Genomic DNA, 23104 nt, shown 5'->3' on the forward strand with positions numbered 1-23104 from the left:
AATCGCCATGAACATGCGTTCGATCAAGACCGTTTGGTGGTGGGCCTGCTGACAGCGGCCTGTTCGAACGCGTGCGCGTGAAAAGAGAGGGTGGCCGCAGCGGAATGTCCGGGCGGCCATTTGTTTTTTCCAAGCCATTCCCGGGTCCGTTGCCCAAGAAGCTGATGGAGACGGCAATGACGATGAAGGTTCTGGACAACGGCGCAGAGAGTTTTGTGACCGGGGGTGGCATCACCATCACCCGCGAGCGCCACGACCGGCCCTATGAAGGCGCCATCGACGCCTATGTTGACGGGCTGAATGCGCGCCGGGGCGCGGTGTTTTCTTCGAACTATGAATATCCCGGCCGCTATACGCGTTGGGACACCGCCATCATCGACCCGCCTTTGGTGATCTCGGCGCGTGGCCGGTCCATGCGCATCGAGGCGCTGAACCGGCGGGGCGAGGTGCTTCTGCCGGTCATCGTCAAGACGCTCGGCGATATCGCCGAGATCACGATCGCCGAGGCGTCGAAAAAGCTGATCCGCCTCGACGTCGCCAAGCCGGGCCGCGTCTTCACCGAAGAAGAACGCAGCCGCGTTCCTTCCGTCTTCACGGTTCTGCGCGCCATTACCGCCTTGTTCAAGACCGCCGAAGACGCCAATCTCGGCCTTTACGGCGCCTTCGGCTACGACCTCGCCTTCCAGTTCGATCCGGTCGACTACAAGCTCGAACGCAAGCCAAGCCAGCGCGATCTCGTGCTGTTCCTGCCCGACGAGATCCTGGTCGTCGATCATTATTCGGCCAAGGCCTGGACCGATCGATATGACTACGCCGGCAAGGGTTTTTCGACCGAAGGCCTGCCGCGCGACGAGATCGCCGAGCCGTTCAAGACTGCCGACCGTATCCCGCCGCGCGGTGACCATGAACCCGGCGAATACGCCACTCTTGTGCGCCGCGCGATGGACAGCTTCAAGCGCGGTGACCTGTTCGAGGTCGTACCCGGGCAGATGTTCTACGAACGCTGCGAGACCCAACCCTCCGAGATTTCGCGCAAGCTGAAGTCAATCAACCCCTCGCCCTATTCCTTCTTCATCAATCTGGGTGAAGGCGAATACCTGATCGGCGCTTCGCCCGAAATGTTCGTGCGCGTCAACGGCCGCCGTGTCGAGACCTGCCCGATTTCGGGCACGATCAAGCGTGGCGACGACGCCATTTCCGATTCAGAGCAGATCCTGAAGCTGCTCAATTCCAAGAAGGACGAATCCGAGCTCACAATGTGCTCGGATGTCGACCGCAACGACAAGTCGCGCGTCTGCGAGCCGGGTTCGGTGCGCGTCATCGGCCGCCGCCAGATCGAGATGTATTCGCGGCTTATCCACACGGTTGACCATATCGAGGGCAGGCTGCGCGAAGGCATGGACGCCTTCGACGCGTTTCTCTCGCACGCCTGGGCGGTGACCGTTACCGGTGCGCCGAAACTATGGGCCATGCGCTTCATCGAGCAGAACGAGAAGAGCCCGCGCGCCTGGTATGGCGGCGCCATCGGCATGGTCAATTTCAACGGCGACATGAACACCGGCCTGACACTGCGCACCATCCGCATCAAGGACGGCATTGCCGAGGTGCGTGCCGGCGCCACATTACTGTTCGACAGCATTCCCGAGGAAGAAGAAGCCGAAACCGAACTGAAGGCCTCCGCCATGCTCTCCGCCATCCGCGACGCCAAGACGGGCAATGCCGCCAGCACCGAGCGCACCACCGCGCGCGTCGGCGACGGCGTCAACATCCTGCTCGTCGACCATGAAGACAGCTTCGTCCACACGCTGGCCAACTACTTCCGCCAGACCGGCGCCAATGTCTCGACCGTGCGCACCCCCGTGCCGGAAGAAGTTTTCGACCGGCTGAAGCCGGATCTCGTCGTGCTGTCGCCTGGTCCCGGCACGCCCAAGGATTTCGACTGCGCCGCCACCATCGGACGAGCGCGCGCCCGCGAGCTGCCGATCTTCGGCGTCTGCCTCGGCCTGCAGGCGCTGGCCGAGGCCTATGGCGGCGAATTGCGGCAGCTGCATGTGCCGATGCACGGCAAGCCGTCGCGCATTCGCGTCTCCAAGCCCGGCATCATCTTCTCCGGTCTGCCCAAGGAAGTCACCGTCGGCCGTTACCATTCGATCTTCGCCGATCCGGTGCGGCTACCCGACGATTTCGTGGTCACCGCCGAGACCGAAGACGGCGTCATCATGGCCTTCGAGCACCGCAAGGAGCCGATCGCCGCGGTACAATTCCATCCGGAATCGATCATGACGCTCGGCCACAATGCCGGCATGCGCATCATCGAGAACATCGTCGCCCACCTGCCGCGCAAGGCCAAGGACAAGGCCGCCTAGAGACGATGGTCGAAACGCGGGACACGATGGCGGTCGCGGCGAAGGCCGCGACCAGGCGCAAGGTCGCAAGGCTTGCCTTCTGGTCGATCGTCGTCGCTTGCGTGGTGCTCGCACTCAAGCTTGCCGCCTGGTACATCACCGGTTCCGTCGCACTTTATTCGGACGCGCTGGAATCGATCGTCAACGTCATCGCCTCGGCCGCCGCGTTCTGGGCGATCCAGGTCAGCTACAAGCCAGCCGACCAGGACCATCCGTTCGGCCACCACAAGGCCGAGTATTTCTCGGCCGTCCTGGAAGGCGTGCTGATCGTGGTCGCGGCACTCCTGATCCTGAACGAGGTCTGGCAATCCTGGCTCAACCCCGTCCCGCTCCAGCAGCCATGGGAAGGCCTTGCCGTCAACGGTGTAGCAACGGTCATCAACGCCTTCTGGGCCTGGGCGCTGATCCGTACAGGGCGCAACGCAAGATCGCCGGCACTGGTCGCCGACGGCCAACACATCATGACCGACGTCGTGACCTCGGTCGGCGTCTTCGCCGGCCTTGTCGGCGCGGTGCTGACCGGATGGCAGATCCTCGATCCGGCGCTGGCCGTGATCGTCGCGCTCAACATTCTTTGGCAGGGCTGGCATGTTATCGGCTCGTCGATGAACGGGCTGATGGACCGCGCCGTCGACACCCAGGAGCATATGCGCATCCGCGACATCATTTCGGCCAATTGCAAAGGCGCGCTCGAAGTGCACGACCTCAAGACACGCATCGCCGGCCGCGCCACCTTCATCGAATTCCATCTCGTCGTCGATGCCGACATGTCGGTCGGCGCCAGCCATGTCATCTGCGACCGCATCGAGGATGCGCTGCAGGCGGAAATCCCTTCCGTGCGCGTCACCATCCATGTCGAGCCCGATGATGAGGCCAAGCTGCCGAAGGGCACGACGGCGGTGCCGTTCGCGTGAGGCAGTTCACCACGTCTCGACTGACAGAGCTTTGATCCGCTCGAAGTCCTGGATATTGCGGGTCATCAGCGTAAGATCGCGCGCGCGCCTGCCCACCAATCAACGCATCGTAGGGACCAATTGGAGTTCCCAATGTGGCAAGCGTTGCCCGAATTTCTCCGGCATGTCTCGCGTCTTCCCGATCGAATTCGAGCACAGGAAACTGCAGAGCCTCGATACGCGCCAAATTTTCGACCCGTCGCTGGCTCTTTTCAGCACCATAGTACAGTTCGTGCACGACGATCGCCGAGACGGCAAAGTCCTGCGGCCTATGCCGTTTCAGCAGGCAAGCAGACCCTCATCGCCCTTCATGACCGCGATGACGGCATTGGTGTCGAGCAGGTAGATCACTTGAAGACGTCTTCCAAGGCAGCTCGATCCTGCCCGTCCTGACGTTCCAGCGCTGCCTCTGCGAAATCATTATCAAGCGGTCCAATCACTTGGTCGAGCCACGCCCAGTCCTGCGCAAGCGGTTCCAAGATGACGGTTTGCCCGTGACGGCGTATCGAGACCTCCTCTGTGTCGAAACGGAACTCCTTCGGCAGGCGCACGGCTTGGGACCTGCCTGACCAGAACACTTTTGCTTTGTCCATCGTGCTATCCTCAAATGAGATATAGCAAAGATATATCCCTTCGCGCTGACCTAAACAGGGCTCCGCTCAAGGCGCGCAAGCCGATTGCGGCATCGGTTCCAGCCGGTAGATCTTATCGTCCGACTTCGTCTTGCCGTCGGCTGCCTGTGAACAGAAATCGACGATCGCCAGGCTGTTGTTGGGATTGGCCAGCATCATCATGCCATTGGCGCCGCGCTTGAGGAAAATCTCCTTCTGCGTGATATCGCAGAAGAAATCGCTCATCTTCGAGCTCGCCGCGCAGCGCCACTGGTCGGCCTCGCCCTGGCAGGAATAGACCTGCGTGGCCTTGCCCGACTTTTGTCGCGTCGTGACCGAAACGGCGATGTCGGCGCCGTCAGGCCAATTGGCAAGGTCGCCGCCCGCCGCGAATGAAGCCAGTTCGACCGGCCCACGGAACACGCGGATCGACTGCGTCAGTTGGTCGGGATGCGAACCGAAATGCGCGGCATCGTAGTCGCGTCCGTAGCAGAAGGCCTGGTCGGGCTTCAGCCGGTCGCGCAGCGGCGGACCCATCGCCGGGTCAATCGGGTCGATGCGGGCGAACTCCGCCTTGCAGGTCGCTGCCGGCATCGGGTCGAGGCGGAAATTGTCGTCCTGCGAGCCCAGCGCCTGCCTATTGTATTCAGTCGTGCCGAGTTCCTCCTCGGAACCGGCATCGAGATAGATATCGGGCTGCAGGTCCGAAAGAATCAGCCGGCCCTTGTCGTCGACTTTCAGCGACGCCAGCGTACGGTCGCATTCCATGCCGCAATGGATCGGGTTTGATGCGCCATCCTCGGATGGATGATTACACCAGCCGCCGGCCCATTCCGGAGCCTTGGCGCCACGCACCGTGGTGGTGACGAAGCCATTGTAGGACGTGTCGGCATTCGCGGCCGGTTCCTCGTTCGGCCTGCTGACCGGATCATGGCCGTAGTAGAAGAAGATCCGGGCCACCTTCTGCTCCGGATGCGTGTTGAGGTGGTTGGCATCGTAGATGCGGCCGAAACAGGCGTCCTGACCGTTGGGACTGAGTTCGGTGAGCTTGGTCGCCCCGTCGGCGAAAGCTGTCGCGCCCAGCAGGCTCAACAAGGCCGCTCCGGACAGGACGCTTGCCAGTCTCTGTTCGAACGCCATGTGACCCCTCCGCATCGGCAGGACGCGACATCAATTTATGCTACACTCGGCACTGCGGCCACGCAATTCGCGGCCATCTTTCAACGGGGACGACTGTAATGCGTCGACGCGACATGTTCCGCGCGATTCTCGCCGGAGCCGGCACGCTGATTGGGCTGCGGGTGGCGCAAGCCGCGGCCACTGGGCCTACGAGATTGAAGGTCGCCTACCATCTCAGCGACCTCGACAAGGTCAATTTTGTTCTCGGCAACATCAAGAACCATTACGAAGGCACCGGCGGCAATGTCGATATCGCGCTGGTCGTCCATGGTCCGGCTCTTGCCGGTTTCAAGTCAAAGGGGGTATCGGCGGCGATCTCCGGTCGTTTCACCGGTCTCGTCCAGCAAGGGCTCGATCCGCATGCCTGCGCCAACACCATGCACGGCATGGATTTTTCGCTCGCCGACCTGCTCGACGGTTTTCATGCGGCCGACAGCGGCGGCGTCGTCAAGCTCGCTGAACTGCAAAGCCAGGGTTATGCCTATCTCAGGCCTTGAAGCTGCATGGACTGAATGCAAGGGTAGCAAGACCCGCTAAGAACCGCGAAAATCCCGGAGAAACGACAGTGCCAGCGACAACCACCCCCCTCGGGCTTGTCATTCCCGATCTCGCCGGCAAGGCGGTGCTGGTCACCGGCGCCTCGACCGGCATCGGCGCGGCACTCGCCTTGGCCTATGCGGCGCAGAAATGTCTGGTCGCGCTGCACTACAATTCCAGCCGTGACGCCGCCGAGAAGCTTGGCAAGGCCATCCGCGACAATGGCGGCGAGGTGTTTCTCGTCCAGGGCGATTTTTCCCTGGCCGCCGATGTCGAGCGTGTCGTCGAGGATAGTGCGCAACATTTCGGCCGTCTCGACGGGCTGGTCAACAATGCCGGCGGCATGCTCGGCCGCGTGCCCTACGCCGAGCAGACAGAGGCGCATTACGACGCGGTGATGGATCTCAACGCGCGTTCGGTGCTGACCGCCTCGCGCAAGGCGATGCCGTGGCTGAAGAGACAAGGCGGCTTCATCGTCAACACCTCCTCGATCGCCGCCCGCAACGGCGCCGGCGGTGGCGCCGGGCTTTACGGCTCGGCCAAGGCTTTCGTCTCCAACGTCACACGCGGCATGGCCAAGGAACTGATCGGCTTCGGCATTCGCGTCAACGCGGTGGCACCCGGCACCATTCTCACGCCGTTCCACGAACGCTACTCGACCGAAGAGCAGATCAGGGGCATGGTTGCCACCATTCCGCAGGGGCGCGCCGGCACGGCTGAAGATTGCGTCGGTGCTTATCTGTTCCTCTCCTCCGATCTGTTGAGCGGCTACATCACCGGCCAGGTGATCGAGGTGAATGGTGGCCAGTTGATGCCTTGAGCCGCGACCTGCATACTGACGAACGGTATACTCTTGTCGAAAACGCTGAAGGGAGACGAAGGGATGTACGGTCTGATCGGCAAGATGCGGGCGGCCCGCGGCCAGCGCGACGCTGTCATGGACGTCCTGCGCGCCAGCACCGGCGCCCTGCCCGGCTGCCTGAGCTATATCGTTGCCACCGACCCGGCCGATGCCGATGCCATCTGGGTCACAGAAGTGTGGACTGACCGGGCAAGCCACAAAGCCTCGCTGCAGCTTCCCGAAGTCCAGGCGGCCATCGCCAAGGCGAGGCCCTTCATCGCCGGCTTCGAGTTCCAGGTGGAAACCAACCCCGTCGGCGGCTTTGGATTGGCTGACGACAAGACGGGCTGATCCGGGTGGACGACTCGACGCAGATCGTAAACATTAGCGATGCGAAGGCCAATCTTTCACGTCTCGTTCAGCGAGCCGCCAACGGCGAACCTTTCATTATCGCCAAGGCTGGCAAGTCATTGGTCAAGGTCATTCCTATGGATCAATCGGTGCCGGTACAATCGCGACGGGTTGGCTTTATGGCTGGTCAGTTTTCGGTGTCCGACCGTTTCGATCGCATGAGCGGTGGAGAAATCGAGCAACTGTTCGGCACAGACATCTGAGGCGATCGCTTTTCGATGCAGCGGGGGTTCGCATCCCTTACCGCTCAGTCTAAGACCAGAACATGGATTCCTCGCCCAAGCAGCCGTCTCCTGGCCAGCCGGCCGTCGAGCGCATGGCGCGCATGCGCAAGCCTTGGCAATGGCTGGCCCTCCTCGTCATTTCCGTGCTGTTTGCCGGTGCGCTCGAACTGGCCGCGCTGCCGGCGGCGCTGCTCATCGGGCCGATGCTGGCGGCTATCGTCGCCGGCACCAACGGCGCCACCGTGCGCGTGCCGCGGCTTCTGTTCGGCTCCGCCCAGGCGATCGTCGGCTGCCTCATCGCCGCTTCGATCTCGGCCGACATTTTTCGCGTCTTCTACGCCGAATGGCCGCTGTTCCTCGGCGCAGTGACAGCCACCGTCGCGGCGTCCAGCCTGCTCGGCTGGCTGATCAGCCGGTGGCGCATCTTGCCCGGCACGACCGCCGTCTGGGGATCCTCCCCAGGCGCGGCCACCGCAATGGTGCTGATGGCCGGCGCCTTTGGCGCCGACCAGCGCCTCGTCGCCTTCATGCAGTATCTGCGTGTCATCTTCGTCTCGATGACGGCGGCCATTGTCGCCAAGATGTGGGTCGAAACGTCAGGCGTCGAAATCCCGCCGATTATCTGGTTTCCGCCGATCGATGCTCAAGCCTTAGCAGCAACCATTGGCATCGCGCTGGTCGGCGGGCTGGCGGGAAAGCTTTGCCGGCTGCCTTCGCCCTCCTTTCTGGGCACCTTCATCTTCGGCGCGTTGATCCACCTTGGCCTCGGCGTGCCGATGCAATTGCCGCCCTGGCTGCTGGCTGTCAGTTACGCCATGGTCGGATGGTCGATCGGGCTGAACTTCACCAGGCCGATCCTGCGCCATGCGACACGGGCCCTGCCGCAGATCGTCGCTTCGATCGTGGCTCTGATCGCCTTTTGCGGCGGCCTCGCCTTCATGATCAGCCATCTGCTCGGCATCGATCCGCTGACCGCCTATCTCGCGACCAGCCCCGGCGGCATGGACAGCGTCGCCATCATCGCCGCCGCCGCCCAGAACGTCGACATCTCCTTCATCATGGCGCTCCAGTCGGCGCGTTTCCTGATCGTGCTGCTTGTCGGCCCGAGCATCGCGCGGCTGGTAGCGCGCGCGGTGAAGGAATAGGCTGCTCCGCCCCGGCTGCCGGCATACTTATGGATCGATCCTAATCCTCGTCGTCGCCCTCGGCCTGCGCGTCGCGACGCCAATAGGCCGTTACCAGGTGCCGGTCGCGGCCCAGGCCCCACTCCTTGCGCACGATCTTGCGGATCTCGCGGAAGTCCGTGAACTCGCATCCGGCCCAGACGTAGAGGTTATCGGCAAGCGCCATGTGGCTGCGCTCGCGCAGGGCGGCCGCCAGCAGGCCGGCGGTGCCGGCCGCGCGGTCGTGCCGGTAAAGCCAGGTGATTTCGATGTTGTCGCCTTGCGCCAGCGCGATGCGGTCGTCCGGGCCATCGACCTCGATGAGCGCCTCGACGCGGGTCGACGGCCGCAGTTCCCCCAGAATCCGGCCAATTGCCGGCAGCGCTGTGTCGTCGCCGACCAGCAGCAGGGTCGGCGCCGTCGGCGTCTCGCCGCCGCTTGGCCCGATCATGCCGATGACGTCTCCCGCCACCGCGTTCTGCGCGAATGTGGCGGCGGGCGTGTCATGGCCGGGGTGCAGCACGAAGTCGACATCGAGCCAACCGCTTGTCGGATCCACCGCCCGGATCGTGTAGATGCGCACGGTGAGCGCATCCTCACCGGCAGGCCACACAAGCAGGCCGTCGGCGCCCATCGAGGGCCAAACGGGCGGCCTGCCCCGCGGCGGCAGCAGCAGCCGGATGTGCAGGCCGCCATGGGTAAACCGGCCAAGATCATCGCCTGCAAAGCGCAGGCGCTGCATGTGCGGAGAAATCCGCGTTGAGGACACCACCGTGATTTCGCGGAAGAAGATCGGGGTGCCGGTGTCGCGGCCATCGCCTTGCCAGCGCAATCCGCTCGTCGTTCCGAGATGCTGCGCGACGTGGCCGGCGACCATCATCTTCATGTAGGACAGGCAGGTTTCGTCTATAGCCGAGACGCGGATCAGCATGGAGTCACGCTCGAGTGCCGCGCTCAGGGAACCGTAGTACAGGCGAAGTTCCCATCGATCGGCAACACCGGTCTCGACCTCGAATTCGCTGTGCTCGGTGCGCAGCCGGTCCATCACCGACCTGATCGCCGCATCGCTGATCCGGGTTTGCGCTCGCAGTTGGTCCATCGTTCGCGTCTTTCGAAACGGTTTGAAGCAATCGGCCGCAGGAGGGCCGCGCCGGCAGCGGCATGCCATCGACGTTCCGAAGTTTCCACAGAAACTTGAATACATAAGTCATCTTATATATTGAACCGCTACGTCCCGTTGGCGGCCAGGTCCGGCCTCGGCCTGTTGGAAGGGCACGCACGTCGGCGACGACGTCAGACGGAACGTGGCCCGGCACGCGCCCGACTGTCGGCATGGCTTTCGGTACGGCTTGCCTCCGGCTGGCCGCTCCTGTATGAAAACCGCCATGAACACGCGCGCCACCACCGCTTCCCGTCAGACCGGCTTTGCCGGCGAGACCGTGCGCGCGCTTGCCTCGACGCTGCTTCTTCTCGGCCTTATCGGCGATCGCCGGGTTCGCTGAAGGAGCGCCCGGCGGTCGAGCCGCCGCGCAAGCGCATGCTCCTTGGCAGTCACATCAAGCGAACGAAAAACTGGTAAAGGCGCCACTCGCCACCCATCCGCCTGAAGGCGGATTCGAGGGTCGCCGGGAGAAACGACGATGAACGCACGAGAAGAAATCCGCGTAAGCGAGGCCCCGGCGGGCCAGCAGAACGGCGGCATGCCGGACGCCGCCCGCAAGTACCAACCCTACCCAATCGTCGGCCTCACCGACCGGACCTGGCCCTCGAAAGTGATCGGCAAGACGCCAATCTGGTGCTCGGTCGACCTGCGCGACGGCAACCAGGCGCTGATCGACCCGATGGGCCACGAACGCAAGGCGCGCATGTTCGCGCTGCTGCTCGACATGGGTTTCAAGGAGATCGAGATCGGTTTTCCTTCGGCCTCGCAGACCGATTTCGACTTCGCCCGCTGGTGCATCGAAGAGGGCAGCGTACCGGCCGACGTTTCGCTGCAGGTGCTGGTGCAGTGCCGGCCCGAACTGATCACCCGCACCTTCGAAGCGCTCAGGGGCGCCACCAACCCGATCGTGCATTTCTACAATTCGACCAGCGAGTTGCAGCGCCGCGTCGTCTTCGAGAAGAACGTTGCCGGCATCAAGCGCATCGCCACCGATGCCGCCAAGATGATCACCGACATGGCAGCGGGTGCCGGCGGCGGCTACCGTTTCGAATACTCGCCCGAAAGCTTCACCGGCACCGAGCTCGAGGTGGCGCTGGAGATCTGCAACGCGGTCACCGAGATCGTGAAGCCGACGCCTGACAACAAACTCATCATCAACCTGCCGTCGACCGTCGAGATGTCGACGCCCAATATCTATGCCGACCGCATCGAGTGGATGTGCCGCAATCTCGACAGGCGCGAGAACCTGATCATTTCGCTGCACCCGCATAATGACCGTGGCACCGGCGTCGCCACCACCGAGCTCGGCCTGATGGCCGGCGCCGATCGCGTCGAAGGCACGCTGTTCGGCAATGGCGAGCGCACCGGCAATGTCGACATCGTCACGTTGGCGCTCAACATGTACACGCAAGGCGTCGATCCGAAGCTGGACTGCTCCGACATCAACCGGATGAAGGATGTCTACGAATATTCGAACCAGCTGAAGATTCCCGAGCGCCATCCCTATGTGGGCGAACTCGTCTACACCGCCTTTTCCGGCTCGCACCAGGATGCCATCAACAAGGGTATGAAGGCGCTGAAGAAGGCCAACACGCCAGTGTGGGAGGTTCCCTATCTGCCGATTGACCCGGCCGACGTCGGCCGCAGCTACGAAGCCATCATCCGCATCAACTCGCAGTCCGGCAAGGGCGGCATCGCCTATGTGCTGCAGGCGGATTACGGGCTCAACCTGCCGCGCAACCTGCAGATCGAGTTTAGCCAGGCAATCCAGGCGATCACCGATGCCGAAGGCAAGGAAGTGCCGGCCAGGCGCATCTATGAGCGCTTCCTCGATACCTATGTCGACCAGCCGGGCGCCAGGCTGAAATTCCTCGATCACCACACCTATCCGGACACCGAGGTAAAGGGCCGGCGCGTTGTCGAGGCGGTCATTATCGACGACGGCAAGGAGATGACGATATCAGGCACAGGCACAGGCCCGATCGACGGCTTCGTCGATGCGCTGTCGCGCCATGTCGGCGTCGATATGTCGGTGCTCGACTATTCCGAGCACTCGATGCAGCGCGGTTCGAACGCCTCGGCCATTTCCTATGTCGAGATGGAACATCCTGACGGCAAGCTGTTCGGCGCAGGCATCAACACCAACATCGTCGCTGCCTCGCTGGAGGCCGTGGTGTCCGCCGCCAACCGGATTATCGGCAAAAGAGCCGGTTGATACAGGCCTGGAACGAATTCGGGACCATCGTCGTTTAGCGATTGGTCCCGACTTTTGTGTCATTAACCACCGGGAAATTATCCGGTGTGGTACGCGATCGCATAATACGTGTATGCTTGTACGGTGGTGCGGCAACGATATGATCGCGCCTCAACCTGTGCCGACTTCGAGAGGATCGACACTTGCAGCATGCCACGCCTGCCGCCCCCGCAGTGCGCGAGACACTGGAGCGACTGCTTGCTAGCGAAACGTTCGGGAGATCCGAGCGCGCGCGCAAATTGCTTCGCTATCTCGTCGAGCGCGAGCAGGCCGGGGAAGCCGACAGGCTCAAGGGCTTTTCCATCGCCATGGATGTTTTCGGCAAGGACGGCGATTTCGATCCGTCCACCGATGCCGTCGTGCGGGTGCAGGCGGGCCGCCTGCGCGAACTGCTGCAACATTATTTCGCCAATGAAGGCATTGCCGAGCCGGTCCGCATAGCCATTCCGCGCGGCGGTTACGTCCCGGCCTACGAACTCAATGCCATCCGCCTGCCGCAAGCAGCGGAAGCCGCCAGTCACGCAGAGCCGACAGCCAGCCTGCCCGAACAGTCCGGTGCCGCCGATGATGCCGCACCCATGGCGGCCTTGCTCGGCCAGGTTCCTGCGGCGGGCCTCTCGGTGACGCGCCATCTCAGGTTCTTCTGGATCGCGATCGCCGTGGTTATCGCCATGTTGGGCGTTCTGATCCTGCGCCAGGGCGGCGGTGCCTTGCTGGCGGGAGGCGACATCCCGGCAACGTCCGAGACCGCCGGCGAAACCGGCAGCATCACGCCGTCGCCCATGGTCGAAGCGCTGCCGCTCGTCTACATCGCCCTCAGGGCCAACACTCCCAATGCCAGTCGCGTCGCCGCATCGCTGCGTGCCGGCCTGAGCGGCTTTGATACGATCGACTTCATCGGTCGCAACACCGACAAAGCCGATCCGGTCGCCGATGCGACGAGTTTCATTTTCGATATCCTGCCTGGACCAGACGCGGGCGACGTTACCATCGAACTGCAAAGCTTGGCGTCCGGACGGGTGCTGTTGTCGCGCAACCTGACCGCCGCCGACAGCGCACCAACCGTAGTCGAGGATCGCATATCCGGCATTCTCAGTGCGGCACTTCCCGCTTCTGGCACCATCTACAATTACATCGAGCAGTCCGGCGCGGAGACCGGCCTGACGCAGTGCCTGCTGCTCAACGACAAATACTATCTCGACCAGAACGCCAGGACTCACGAGACCGCCTATCGTTGCCTCGAAGCCCTTGCCAACAGTGGCGCGAAATCGTCACTGGTTTATTCGGAACTCGCCTCATTGCATTTGGAGGCTGTGACCGACCACTACGCCTATCCGCCGGACGCAACGATCGAGAAGGCGATGACGTTTGCCCATCGCGCCGTGCAGATGGGGCCGACCAGCCCGTACGCACATCGCTCCTACGGCTACATCAATTCGCGCCTCGGCAATGCCGACGAGGCCCTGCGATGGATGCGGAAGGCCCATGATCTTAACCCCTACGATCTCGCCATGGCCGCCGCCTATGGCTACGGGCTGGTTTTCGCCGGCCGGTACGCCGAAGGAACACCTCTTCTGGCGCATGCCGTGGATGCCTCGAGCGGCCACCCGACCTGGTGGGACTTTGGGCTTTTCGCCGGAGAATTAATGCTGGGCGATACCAGCAAGGCAGCGATAGCCAGCAGCGCTCTGAGAACCACTGCGGCGAAATCGCACTATCTCGCCGCCCGTCTGATCGGCGCCAAGATCGCCGGTCGGGACAACCAGGCACGCAGGCTGCTTGATGAGCTGATAACCGAATTTCCGAAATTCGCCGCCAATCCGCGCGCAACCTTCATCGACAGAAAATATCCCGCCGATCTGACCGAGCGGCTGGTCGACGCCTTGCGTGCCGCCGGGCTCTTCAACGCGAGCTAGATGTGAGCCATTCCAGGGCAGCTAGTGCCGGGTTCCCTTCCGGAGTTGCGTGAAAATGAGGACTTCAAGCGGACAGCGAGTCCATCGAATAATGAAAGACCCAAAAGCGTTTCGCGTCGAAACGGATTCATGCGACACGCCTTAGGTCTTTTTGCTCGTGCGTGTCGTTCGCCCAAATCGAGGTCGCTTTTGGGAGCGGCATCCACCAGCAGCCGGCTCGCTGTTCGGCCAATCGCCTAATCGCGAAAATTTTACTGGCGAATGCTCTGGACTAGGAGCAATTCAGCCACATTTCCATCGCGCCTTCTCGAATAAAGCCTCAATCTTTCATGACTTCATCACTTTATGCCGACGAACGGGGTGTGGGTTCGAAGACCATCGTCCTGCTGCATGGTTTTGGCGGCAGCCACGATGTCTGGCGCGAGGTGATCTCCTTGCTGCCGCCTTCCGTACGCACATTGGCCTATGATCTGCCGGGACACGGCCTGTCGCTCGACTTTCCGTCGGCCGGACCGGCCAAGGTCGCGGCAAACGCCATCCTTGCCGACCTCTCCGCACGCGCGATCAAGCGCGTCCACCTCGTCGGCCATTCGATGGGCGGCGCGGTTGCAGCGCTGATGGCGTTGGCGGAGCCGGCAAAAGTCGCCTCGCTGACGCTCCTGGCGCCGGGCGGTTTTGGCCCCGAAATCAATGGACCGTTGTTGCGCCGCTTTGCCCGCGCGCAGGACCTGGCCGAAGTCCAGGCCTGCCTCGCCGAAATGTCCGGCCCTCGAGCCGCGCCCTCGCGTCGCATGGCCGAATTGCTGTGCGAAATGCGCGGCCGCCCCGGACAAACCGAAAAGCTCGTCGAGATCGCGGCCGCCATGACCAGGAGCGATCGACAGGGCGTCATCCCGCGCGAGCGGCTCGATGCGCTGAACATGCCGGTGATGGTGGCGTGGGGATCGGATGACGCCGTTCTACCCTTTACCCAAGTGGATGACCCGCCGGAGCGCTTCCATGTGCACCATGTGCTGGAGGCCGGCCATATGCTGGCCGAGGAAGCGCCCGACCTGATCGCCGAGATCATTCGCCGCAACAGCAATCGCCGCGTCGGGCCGCAACGGGTGAAACTGTCCGCCGCGGCCAGCTGACTTCTTCCGTCTGCGCCGCCAACGGCGACCCTTGATGCATTGATCTCGCCAGTGCATTTTGCCGGCGGCTGTGTTAACTCCATGTTAACCAAACCCGCGAGGCCACGCCCATGAAGGATGCAGGCGAAAAGATCATCGACCCGTCGAGAAAATTGTCCGATGCCATTCGCGATGTAAAGAATGCCTTTGCCGATCGCGACGACGTCGTCGTCGACATGCGCGAGGCGCATCGCATGCGGCTCGACCTTCTTGCCACCGAACTCGCGCCCGTTTTTGCCGACGTTCCCGCCGACATGGACAGTTTCGACTTCGTCGTCTCGTCCGGTCTGCAGCCGCGCCTGTGGATCGACGCCGTCAGCCATGTCGCCATGGGGCGCGACCGCCGCACCTACCGTTTCCTGAAGGACACCCGCATCGGCCGTGTGGTGCTGGCCGAATCGAGCGAGATGAAGCCGGTTGCCGATTCCGTGACGCGCTATGTCGCCGAGCGGATCGTCGAACGTCAGAGAATGATGGAGGGTGGCGTCGAGGCTGCCGTTCCCGGGATGAAGCGGCACGTGGTGCCGGAAGCCGAGCCGCCTTTGCGATCGCCACCGCGCAGCAAGGGCTGGTCGGCCGTCCTGTCCGGCCTTGGCCTGATCGCCGCAGGCGCGCTGGTGGGACTGGCGGTTTCGATCGTGCTGTTCTGGGACCGTATCGTGGCGCTGGGGCTCAGCTTGCGGCCATAGCCGGTTGCGCCCCGAGCTCGAGCGTCTGCAGATCCGAAGGTGGTATCGCCGGCCCCGTCAAGCCGCGCCGCGTCAGGCGGATGCGCCAATCGCCTTTTTCACCGTCTATGTCGAACAGATTGTACTGCGCCGCCGGAGGCTTGCCGCCGGGAGCCTGGCCGGCCGCGGCGACGCCAACCACCGGGACCTTGGCGTCGCGCGGGCCGATCTGAAACAGCGACGGCAGATGTGAATGGCCATGCAGGACGAGCTCGGCACCGTGCCGGCGAATGATTTTGTGGAAGCGGGCGATGCCGAACAGCCGCTTGTGCTGCGGGACGGCGCCCCGCACCGGCGGATGATGGATCATGATCGCACGGAACAATCCTTGCTTCGCCGTCGCATCGAGTATTTTGCGCAGCCGCTCGGCCTGGCCTTCCATGAAGAAGCCGTTGGCCATGAAGGGTGCCGTCGCACGCGCCGTGGTGATGCCGATCAACGCGACATTGCCGCGCACGCGCAGATAGGGAAACGAATTGCGATCGACCGGACTGTTGACGCCGTCGCCCGTCATCCATGCCGCCCAGGACCGGCACACCTTGTCGAAGGCGCCAGGCACATAGGCGTCATGATTTCCCGGCACCACCGACACGTCATGCGGCGAGCCGAGCGTCTCCAGCCAGTGCTTGGCCATCTCGATCTCGCCATCGAGCGCCAGGTTGACGAGATCCCCGGTAACCGCGAGGTGATCGGGCGCGCTGGCCTTGATATCGGCCACGATGGTGTCGATCACCGCATCGTGCATGTGCCGGCGGCGGTTGCGCTGCCAGTTGACGTAGCCCAGCACCCGCTTGGAGGCGAGATCGCGATAGGTTACTTCAGGGAGTGGCCCCAAATGGATATCGGAAATATGTGCGAGCCTGAACATTTCTCTTTCATAGGCGACGCGCACGCGGCTTTCCACCCACGGTTTCGCGACTGATGACGACCGATCCCGAGAGCACTTTGCGCCAGACCGGCTGGCCGGGGCTGCGAGCCAGGCTGTTCCATCTCTACTTTGTGCTGCGGCGGCCAATGACGCTTGGCGTGCGCGGGCTCATCCACGAAACGGCATCCAACTCCCTCTTCCTCATCCGCCACACCTATGTGCCGGGCTGGCAGCTTCCCGGTGGCGGGGTCGAGATCGGCGAGACGATGGCCGAAGCGCTGGCGCGCGAACTGGCGGAAGAGGGCAATATCACGCTGACCGCTCCGCCGGTGCTGCGCTCGATGCATTTCAACCGCCGCGCCAGCCGCCGCGACCATGTCGGCCTGTACCTGATCGAAAAATTCAGCCAGGCGGCCCCGAAACTGCCGGACCGCGAGATCGCCGAGGCCGGTTTCTTTCCGCTCGACCGTTTGCCCCAGGGTACGACCCCGGCAACGCTGCGGCGCATCGCCGAGGTTTTTGGCGGGAAGCCGCCGTCACCCTATTGGTAGTTCAGGCAGCCGCCTTGGCGAACCGTGCCCTGTCATGCCCCGCGCCGTAGTCAATTTCCGGCCCCACAGGCACTATACGCGTCGGGTTGATCGTTTCGTGGCTGCCGTAATAGTGCGACTTGATATGATTGAGGTTCACCGTGCCGGCTACGCCAGGCACCTGGTAAAGATCGCGCAGATAGTTCGACAGGTTGGGATAGTCGGCGATGCGGCGCCGATTGCATTTGAAATGGCCGACATAGACCGGGTCGAAGCGCACCAGCGTGGTGAACAGCCGCCAGTCGGCTTCGGTGATCCGCTCGCCGACGAGATAGCGCTGATTCGACAGCCGATGCTCCAGCGTGTCGAGCGCGGCGAACAACTCCCCGAACGCTTGCTCGTAGGCGGCCTGCGTGGTGGCGAAGCCAGCGCGATAGACGCCGTTGTTGATGGCAGGATAGACCAGTGCATTGACCGCGTCGATCTCGCCGCGTAGCGCCTGCGGATAGAAGTCGAGGTCGGTGTCACCCCAAGCGTCGAAAACTGAATTCAGCATCCGGATGATTTCGGAGGATTCGTTGGAGACGATGGTCTCATCCCTTTTATCCCACAGCACCGGCACCGTGACCCGGCCGGAATAGTTAGGGTCGGCCCTGGTGTAGATCTGGTGCAGGAAGTCCAGGCTATAGAGCGTGTCACCTGTGGCTCCGTCCTGCGCCAGGAACGTCCAGCCATCGGCGCCCATGAAATGATGGACGACCGACACGGAGATGATGCCTTCAAGCTTCTTCAGCGCCCGGAAGATCAGCGTTCGGTGCGCCCAGGGACAGGCAAGCGAGACATAGAGGTGATAGCGACCGGGCTCCGCCTTGAAGCCGCGGCCGCGGGCTTCGGCAGGCGCCCCGTCACGAGTGATCCAGTCGCGCCATTGCGACTGCGCCCGCACGAATTTGCCGCCGCTGCCTTTGGTGTCGTACCAGCGGTCCTGCCATTTGCCTTCGACCAGCAATCCCATCGCTTGTCCTTTCCTGTCTAGGACATCATGTAGGGCTCCAAGTCGTTGCATGGAATCGCCGGGCGCTGAACAGATCGTCAAGCACGTCGCGGCGCCCGTTGCTCTCTACCTGCAAAACCGCCGATTGCAGCGGCGGGAAATTGATGCTAGCGGACACTCCGCATGTTCGATTTTGCTTTGATCCGGTTCGACCGACGACGAAAGGGCGCCCACGCTTGATAAAGCGCTGATTGGCGAATGCTGCCGTTTGCAGCAAACCTTTCCTCCTGTACCGGAACGCAAAGACCATGAGCCTTGCCGACGTAGAATACCTGCCGGAAACTCCGGCGCACGACCCTCAGATCGAAGCCATCAATGACGAAGCCTTCGGGCCCGGCCGTTTTGTGCTGGCCGCCTACAAGATCCGCGAGGCCGGCGGGCATGAACGCGCGCTGTCCTTCGTCGCCATGGACGGCGATCTCGTGGTCGCATCAGTTCGCATGACCCGCATCGCCGCAGGCGCCGGACGCGCGCTGATGCTCGGGCCGCTCGCGGTGCGGCCGGCCTTCAAGAATCTCGGCATCGGCCGCCGGCTGGTGGCGATCGCGCTGGAAGCGGCCGCCAAGGCCCGAGCGCCCGCCGTCATGCTGGTCGGCGACGAGCCCTATTATGGACCGCTCGGCTTCAAGCGTATCCCGCGCGGCCAGATATCGATGCCACGCCCCGTCGATCTCGACAGGCTGCTGTCGCACGAGATCATGCCGGGCGCGGTTGCAAGGCTCACGGGCGAGGTCTGCCATGCCGACCAGGCCAGGGTCGCCGAGCACTTTGCCGCGATGGCTTGACCATTCGCGCCGATTGCGCGCCTGATCCACGCCTGACTCTCATGTGAAAGGATGACGCCATGAATCCAAACGGCGAGGTCGCGGTTGTTACCGGCGGCGGCTCCGGCCTTGGCGAGGCGACGGCGCGCGCGCTGGCCGCCAGGGGCGCCCGCGTCGCCATCTTGGATATCGGCGTCGATCGGGCGGCCAAGGTGGCGGCCGAGATCGGCGGCATCGCCGTCCAATGCGATGTCGGCAGCGCCGACAGCGGTGTTGCCGCGCTTGCCGAGGTCGCGGCCAAGCTGGGCGAACCGCGCATCCTGGTCAATTGCGCCGGCATTGCCATCGGCGTGAAGACGATCGGCAAGGATGGTCCCCATTCGCTCGATCAGTACCGCAAGGTGATCGAAGTCAATCTGATCGGCACTTTCAACATGATCCGCCTCGTCGCCGACCGCGCCGCAAAGCTCGACCCGCTGCAGGGCGGCGAGCGCGGCGTCGTCGTCAACACCGCATCCGTCGCCGCCTATGACGGCCAGATCGGCCAGGCCGCCTATTCGGCATCAAAGGGCGGGGTCGTCGGCATGACGCTGCCGGTGGCGCGCGATCTTGCCCGTTCCGGCATCCGGGTCTGCACCATCGCACCCGGCATATTCAGGACGCCGATGATGGCCGGCATGCCGCAGGAGGTGCAGGATTCGCTGGGCGCCGCGGTGCCCTTCCCCTCGCGCCTCGGCGAGCCGTCGGAATATGCGGCCCTTGCCTTGCACATCATCGAGAACCAGATGCTCAACGGCGAGACCATTCGTCTCGATGGCGCCATTCGCATGGCTCCGAAGTAGCACTTGCCAGCCTGGCGCCATCGTCTGATAAGTGGAATAGCCAAATCAACTTAGCAGGGCGAGCATTTTGGCCGATCGAACGAAGGACGTGATCCGCGAGACCGACGCCGAGGCGATCCGGCAGGCCAAGACACTCATGCGCCGCGCCCGCTTCGGCGCCTTGGCGGTGTTGGAGCCGCAAACGGGTTCGCCGCTGGCGAGTCGGGTCGGCGTCGCCACCGACATCGACGGCACGCCGCTGATCCTGGTGTCGCAGCTTTCGGCCCATACGCCCGCCATACTTGCGGACCCGCGCTGTTCGCTGCTGCTCGGCGAGCCGGGCAAGGGCGACCCGCTCGCGCATCCCCGGTTGACGCTGATCTGCCGGGCAGCGCGGATCGAGCGCGGATCGGACGCGCATGCACGCGCCGAACGCCGCTATCTCAACCACAATCCGAAGGCCAGCCTCTATGCCGGCCTCGGCGACTTTTCGATCTTTCGTCTCGAACCGCAGCGCGCCAGCCTGAACGGCGGCTTCGGCAAGGCCTACCTGCTTGACCGCACCGATCTCATCACCGACGGGCCGATCGTCGAGGAACTGGCGGCCAGCGAGCAATCCGCGATCGACCACATGAATGCGGACCATCTCGACGCCGTCGCCCTCTACGCGCATCATTTTGCCCGGGCATCCGGCGACGGCTGGGTCATCGCCGGGTTCGATGCCGACGGCATGGATCTGGCCTCTGGCGACGATGCCGGCAGGGTCTTCTTTCCGCAGCCCTTGGTCACAGCGCATGAGTTGAGGCACGTCTTGGTCGACATGGCCAAGAGCGGCCGGGCGGCAACGTCGCCAAATAACCGCACTTAAATTACGTTTGATCAAAAGCAACGCTTGAGATTTGAATGAAATGTTCTACCCTTTGGCTGTGGCGCTGACTCGTTGGCGACCATTCACAACTGAGTTTATGGATTCAGGCACCATTGCCCCCATGGTGCCTCGATGAGCAAAGAGCATGGGGGATCGATGATCTCGACAAAGCTAATCGCCAACGCCGGATCGGCGGCCGAATTTCTGATGCTGATGGGCAATGAAAAACGGCTTTTGATCATGAGTTATCTGATCGACGGTGAAATGTCGGTCGGAGCCATCGCCGAGAAGGTGATGCTCAGCCAGTCCGCCCTGTCGCAGCATTTGGCAAAGTTGCGGGCGCTGGACCTTGTGGACACCCGCCGCGACCGCCAGATGATCTACTATTCCTGCAAATCCGACGCCGTGCGCGAACTGCTTGCCACGCTCGACGGCATTTTCGGCAGCGGCAAGGATGATCTGTCCCAGATGGCACAAAGGCTGCGCCGCGCCGGAACTTGAACGGCTGGTCGCGTAAACGTTTACGCCACCAGCGGCCTTCGGCAATGTGCGTCCATCCTGGGCGCGCAAATACACTTTGACACTGCATCCGCGCATCATGTTCTTGGCAACCGATTCCGATTGTCAGCCGAGGCTCAGATGACCCTTGTCCACATCGACGATCCGCGGGATCCGCGCGTCGCCGCCTATCTCGACATCCGCGAGCGTGACCTCGCCGGTCGACAGGGCCGCTTCATTGCCGAGGGCAAGGTCGTGCTCGACATGCTACTGTCGGCCGCGCGCTTCCGCGCCGAATCGGTGCTGGTTCTGGAGAACCGCTTGGCCGGCCTCGAAGAAATCCTGCACAAGGCGTCTCCTGACCTGCCGGTCTATGTCGCCGCCGGAGCTGTGATGGATGCCATTGCCGGGTTTCACATGCATCGCGGCATCCTTGCCATTGGTCGCAAGGAGACGCCCCAGCTGGCCGAGGCCCTGCTGGACGGCTTGCCTGCCCGAGCATTGATCGTGGTGCTCGTCGGCATCGCCAACCATGACAACATGGGCTCGATTTTCCGCAACGCCGCCGCGTTCGGCGCCAACGCGATCCTTTTGGATGCGACCTGCTGCGATCCGCTCTATCGCAAGGCGATCCGCGTTTCGGTCGGCGCGGCCTTGAAGGTCCCGTTCGCCTCGTTCAGCGACACCGCGCGGTTCGCCGCGACGCTCGACCGGCGTGGCTTTACCCAATTTGCGCTGTCGCCGCGCGGGACATCAGACATACGCGATGCAAAACCGGCCGAACGCCTGGCACTCTACCTCGGGACTGAGGGCCAAGGCCTGCCCGAAAGCCTGCTCGCCCGTCTCAATACTGTTCGGATCAACATGTCGGAAGGCTTCGACAGCCTGAACGTCGCGGCCGCATCCGCCATCGCCCTGCATCATTTCTGCGCCGGCGGTGCCTGAATTCAATCTGCCGCAACCGCCTTCTGTAACGCCCGCACGCGGTCGGCAAGGCTGCGGCCGCCGCTGTTCGGACGCGCATCCTGCTGCGCCTCCAGCGCCTTGGCGATCGGCGACCCCGGCCCTTCGAGCTTGGCTGTCAAGTTGACGACTTCCGCCGCCAGGTCATTCATCTGTTCGCGCAACATGGAACTTGCGTGGCGTGTATCGCCCTGTGGGCCGGCGGCCTCGGCGGCGGACAGATCCGCCTTCAGCCGCTTGTTCTCGCGTACCAGTGCCGTCAGTCTGGCCTCCAGCCGCTCACGGTCGGCATCGAGCCTGGCGATCGCCTTTTCGACGTCGTCGCGCCTGTCCGCCTGTACCTGCCCGCTGATCAACCGCAAGGCCGACGCGCCGTCCTCGGCCTTCGCTTTTTCGCGCTGCCGCGCCAGATCTTTCTCGCGGCGTTCGAGCTTCTCCTCTCGGTCGGCAAGCGCGGCGAGCAACCGTTCGACTTTCTTGTCCAGTTCGGCGGTTTTTTTCCTCTCGGCCTTCAGCGCCTCACGCGCGGCCTTGCTTTCGGCCGCGATCTCCTGATTGCGCCTGTCCGCCTCCTTGCGCTGGCCGCGCAGCAGCGCGATATCGCTGGCGAGCTTCTGCAACTCGGATTCGCGCGCCACAAGTTCGATCTGGCGGCTGCTGGAGGAGAAGCTGGCGTCGTCATACATGCGTTCCAGCTTCTCAAGCTCAAGCGCGCGTTTCTCCAGTTTGCGTTCGGTCTCCTTGAGCCGCTCGGACAACCGGTGCAGTTCATCCTCGCGCTGGTGCAGCGCCGCGTTCTTGGCAGCCAGTTCATCGAGCACCTGGTTCTTGTCCATGCGCTCCATCGCCAGCCCCTTCAGGGCCTCGCGGCCGCGATTGATCTCGATGAGCTGCTCGGTCGACTTCTCGCGCAGCGCCTTGACGTTCATCTCGAGGCGGCGCGTCGCCATGGCGAACTCCGCCCGGATCCGGTCCTTGTCGGCCCCAATTTCGGCTTGCGTCAGCGGGATCGAGGCTTCGATGCGTTTGCGCGTCAGAGCGACCGCCCGCCGCCAGATGGCCGGAGCCACCATCAGCGCCAGAAAGCCGGCGCAGAGAAAGCCGAGAGCAAAGAACAGGACCGACTGAACCAAGTGACTATCCGTTATCGCGCGCCGACATGCAACAATACGAGGATCAAAA

Annotated in this window: 23 protein-coding genes and 1 pseudogene; 17 read left to right on the forward strand and 7 right to left on the reverse strand. The window is 63.1% G+C overall.

From position 1 onward, the window contains the following. The first annotated feature begins 176 nt into the window (after window positions 1-176). Window positions 177-2366, forward strand: a complete 2190-nt coding sequence (locus FJ979_RS16475) for an anthranilate synthase (protein WP_140582191.1) — start codon at window positions 177-179, stop codon at window positions 2364-2366. 5 nt (window positions 2367-2371) lie between these two features. After that, on the forward strand, window positions 2372-3319 hold the full coding sequence (locus FJ979_RS16480) for a cation diffusion facilitator family transporter (RefSeq protein WP_140556132.1): 948 nt from the start codon (window positions 2372-2374) through the stop codon (window positions 3317-3319). A gap of 6 nt (window positions 3320-3325) precedes the next feature. On the opposite strand, the pseudogene FJ979_RS16485 reads toward FJ979_RS16480, so the two are convergent. The 3 genes and pseudogenes from FJ979_RS16485 to FJ979_RS16495 all read right to left on the reverse strand — a co-directional run bounded on the left by FJ979_RS16485 (window position 3326) and on the right by FJ979_RS16495 (window position 5109). Continuing rightward, a pseudogene (locus FJ979_RS16485) lies at window positions 3326-3709 on the reverse strand (type II toxin-antitoxin system VapC family toxin). Further along, window positions 3706-3951 carry a type II toxin-antitoxin system VapB family antitoxin gene (gene vapB, locus FJ979_RS16490; protein ID WP_140516970.1) on the reverse strand — a complete coding sequence of 82 codons (246 nt, stop codon included), beginning with the start codon at window positions 3949-3951 and terminating at the stop codon, window positions 3706-3708. Before vapB ends, FJ979_RS16485 begins: the two are co-directional and overlap by 4 nt. A 66-nt stretch (window positions 3952-4017) precedes the next feature. Next, window positions 4018-5109 carry a hypothetical protein gene (locus FJ979_RS16495; protein WP_140516972.1) on the reverse strand — a complete coding sequence of 364 codons (1092 nt, stop codon included), beginning with the start codon at window positions 5107-5109 and terminating at the stop codon, window positions 4018-4020. A gap of 98 nt (window positions 5110-5207) precedes the next feature. On the opposite strand from FJ979_RS16495, the gene FJ979_RS16500 reads away from it, so the two are divergent. The 5 genes from FJ979_RS16500 (at window position 5208) to FJ979_RS16520 (ending at window position 8306) form a co-directional block, all read left to right on the forward strand. After that, the gene (locus FJ979_RS16500; RefSeq protein WP_140516974.1) at window positions 5208-5645 is read left to right on the forward strand and encodes a DsrE family protein; all 438 of its coding nucleotides are present in this window, start codon (window positions 5208-5210) and stop codon (window positions 5643-5645) included. Window positions 5646-5713: 68 nt separating this feature from the next. Then, window positions 5714-6505 (forward strand): SDR family oxidoreductase, encoded by a 792-nt coding sequence (locus tag FJ979_RS16505; RefSeq protein ID WP_140516976.1) that lies wholly within the window; start codon window positions 5714-5716, stop codon window positions 6503-6505. A 63-nt stretch (window positions 6506-6568) separates the two neighbouring features. Next, the gene (locus FJ979_RS16510) at window positions 6569-6877 is read left to right on the forward strand and encodes a putative quinol monooxygenase (RefSeq protein ID WP_140582193.1); all 309 of its coding nucleotides are present in this window, start codon (window positions 6569-6571) and stop codon (window positions 6875-6877) included. Window positions 6878-6882: 5 nt separating this feature from the next. After that, window positions 6883-7140: a type II toxin-antitoxin system prevent-host-death family antitoxin gene (locus tag FJ979_RS16515; protein WP_140496084.1), complete on the forward strand. Its 258-nt coding sequence runs from the start codon at window positions 6883-6885 to the stop codon at window positions 7138-7140. Between the two features lie 62 nt (window positions 7141-7202). Beyond that, window positions 7203-8306 (forward strand): AbrB family transcriptional regulator, encoded by a 1104-nt coding sequence (locus FJ979_RS16520; RefSeq protein WP_140582196.1) that lies wholly within the window; start codon window positions 7203-7205, stop codon window positions 8304-8306. A gap of 40 nt (window positions 8307-8346) precedes the next feature. On the opposite strand, the gene FJ979_RS16525 is transcribed toward FJ979_RS16520, so the two are convergent. After that, entirely contained in the window at window positions 8347-9423 is a 1077-nt protein-coding gene (locus tag FJ979_RS16525; protein ID WP_140582199.1) for a siderophore-interacting protein, read from the reverse strand. Window positions 9424-9964: 541 nt separating this feature from the next. Here FJ979_RS16525 and leuA point away from each other — a divergent pair. The 4 genes from leuA (at window position 9965) to FJ979_RS16550 (ending at window position 15517) form a co-directional block, all read left to right on the forward strand. Further along, complete coding sequence (gene leuA, locus FJ979_RS16535; protein WP_140582201.1) at window positions 9965-11701, forward strand: 2-isopropylmalate synthase; 1737 nt, start codon at window positions 9965-9967, stop codon at window positions 11699-11701. 182 nt (window positions 11702-11883) lie between these two features. Then, complete coding sequence (locus FJ979_RS16540; RefSeq protein ID WP_140496088.1) at window positions 11884-13656, forward strand: hypothetical protein; 1773 nt, start codon at window positions 11884-11886, stop codon at window positions 13654-13656. A 329-nt stretch (window positions 13657-13985) separates the two neighbouring features. Then, the gene (locus FJ979_RS16545) at window positions 13986-14789 is read left to right on the forward strand and encodes an alpha/beta fold hydrolase (protein WP_140518309.1); all 804 of its coding nucleotides are present in this window, start codon (window positions 13986-13988) and stop codon (window positions 14787-14789) included. A 110-nt stretch (window positions 14790-14899) separates the two neighbouring features. After that, window positions 14900-15517 carry a hypothetical protein gene (locus FJ979_RS16550; RefSeq protein WP_140496090.1) on the forward strand — a complete coding sequence of 206 codons (618 nt, stop codon included), beginning with the start codon at window positions 14900-14902 and terminating at the stop codon, window positions 15515-15517. On the opposite strand, the gene FJ979_RS16555 is transcribed toward FJ979_RS16550, so the two are convergent. Continuing rightward, window positions 15501-16424 (reverse strand): metallophosphoesterase, encoded by a 924-nt coding sequence (locus tag FJ979_RS16555; protein WP_140496091.1) that lies wholly within the window; start codon window positions 16422-16424, stop codon window positions 15501-15503. The two genes, FJ979_RS16550 and FJ979_RS16555, sit on opposite strands and share 17 nt — an antisense overlap. Window positions 16425-16477: 53 nt before the next feature. On the opposite strand from FJ979_RS16555, the gene FJ979_RS16560 reads away from it, so the two are divergent. Continuing rightward, entirely contained in the window at window positions 16478-16975 is a 498-nt protein-coding gene (locus FJ979_RS16560) for an NUDIX domain-containing protein (RefSeq protein WP_140556147.1), read from the forward strand. 1 nt (window position 16976) lies between these two features. Here the strand turns inward: FJ979_RS16560 and FJ979_RS16565 are convergent, their stop codons facing one another. Continuing rightward, the gene (locus FJ979_RS16565) at window positions 16977-17969 is read right to left on the reverse strand and encodes a glutathione S-transferase family protein (protein WP_140582204.1); all 993 of its coding nucleotides are present in this window, start codon (window positions 17967-17969) and stop codon (window positions 16977-16979) included. Between the two features lie 287 nt (window positions 17970-18256). Between FJ979_RS16565 and FJ979_RS16570 the strand changes: the two genes are divergently transcribed. The 5 genes from FJ979_RS16570 to FJ979_RS16590 all read left to right on the forward strand — a co-directional run bounded on the left by FJ979_RS16570 (window position 18257) and on the right by FJ979_RS16590 (window position 21904). Next, window positions 18257-18793 carry an N-acetyltransferase gene (locus FJ979_RS16570; RefSeq protein WP_140496094.1) on the forward strand — a complete coding sequence of 179 codons (537 nt, stop codon included), beginning with the start codon at window positions 18257-18259 and terminating at the stop codon, window positions 18791-18793. A gap of 59 nt (window positions 18794-18852) precedes the next feature. Next, window positions 18853-19614, forward strand: a complete 762-nt coding sequence (locus FJ979_RS16575; RefSeq protein WP_140518304.1) for a 3-hydroxyacyl-CoA dehydrogenase — start codon at window positions 18853-18855, stop codon at window positions 19612-19614. 67 nt (window positions 19615-19681) lie between these two features. Continuing rightward, window positions 19682-20461: a HugZ family protein gene (locus tag FJ979_RS16580; protein ID WP_140582207.1), complete on the forward strand. Its 780-nt coding sequence runs from the start codon at window positions 19682-19684 to the stop codon at window positions 20459-20461. A gap of 156 nt (window positions 20462-20617) precedes the next feature. Further along, window positions 20618-20962 (forward strand): metalloregulator ArsR/SmtB family transcription factor, encoded by a 345-nt coding sequence (locus tag FJ979_RS16585; RefSeq protein WP_140496438.1) that lies wholly within the window; start codon window positions 20618-20620, stop codon window positions 20960-20962. Window positions 20963-21100: 138 nt separating this feature from the next. Then, on the forward strand, window positions 21101-21904 hold the full coding sequence (locus FJ979_RS16590; RefSeq protein WP_140582209.1) for an RNA methyltransferase: 804 nt from the start codon (window positions 21101-21103) through the stop codon (window positions 21902-21904). Window positions 21905-21906: 2 nt separating this feature from the next. On the opposite strand, the gene FJ979_RS16595 is transcribed toward FJ979_RS16590, so the two are convergent. After that, window positions 21907-23055 (reverse strand): hypothetical protein, encoded by a 1149-nt coding sequence (locus FJ979_RS16595; RefSeq protein ID WP_140582212.1) that lies wholly within the window; start codon window positions 23053-23055, stop codon window positions 21907-21909. Window positions 23056-23104 lie beyond the last annotated feature (49 nt).

The sequence above is a fragment of the Mesorhizobium sp. B1-1-6 genome, from assembly GCF_006443035.1.
In the GTDB taxonomy this organism is placed as follows: Bacteria; Pseudomonadota; Alphaproteobacteria; order Rhizobiales; family Rhizobiaceae; genus Mesorhizobium.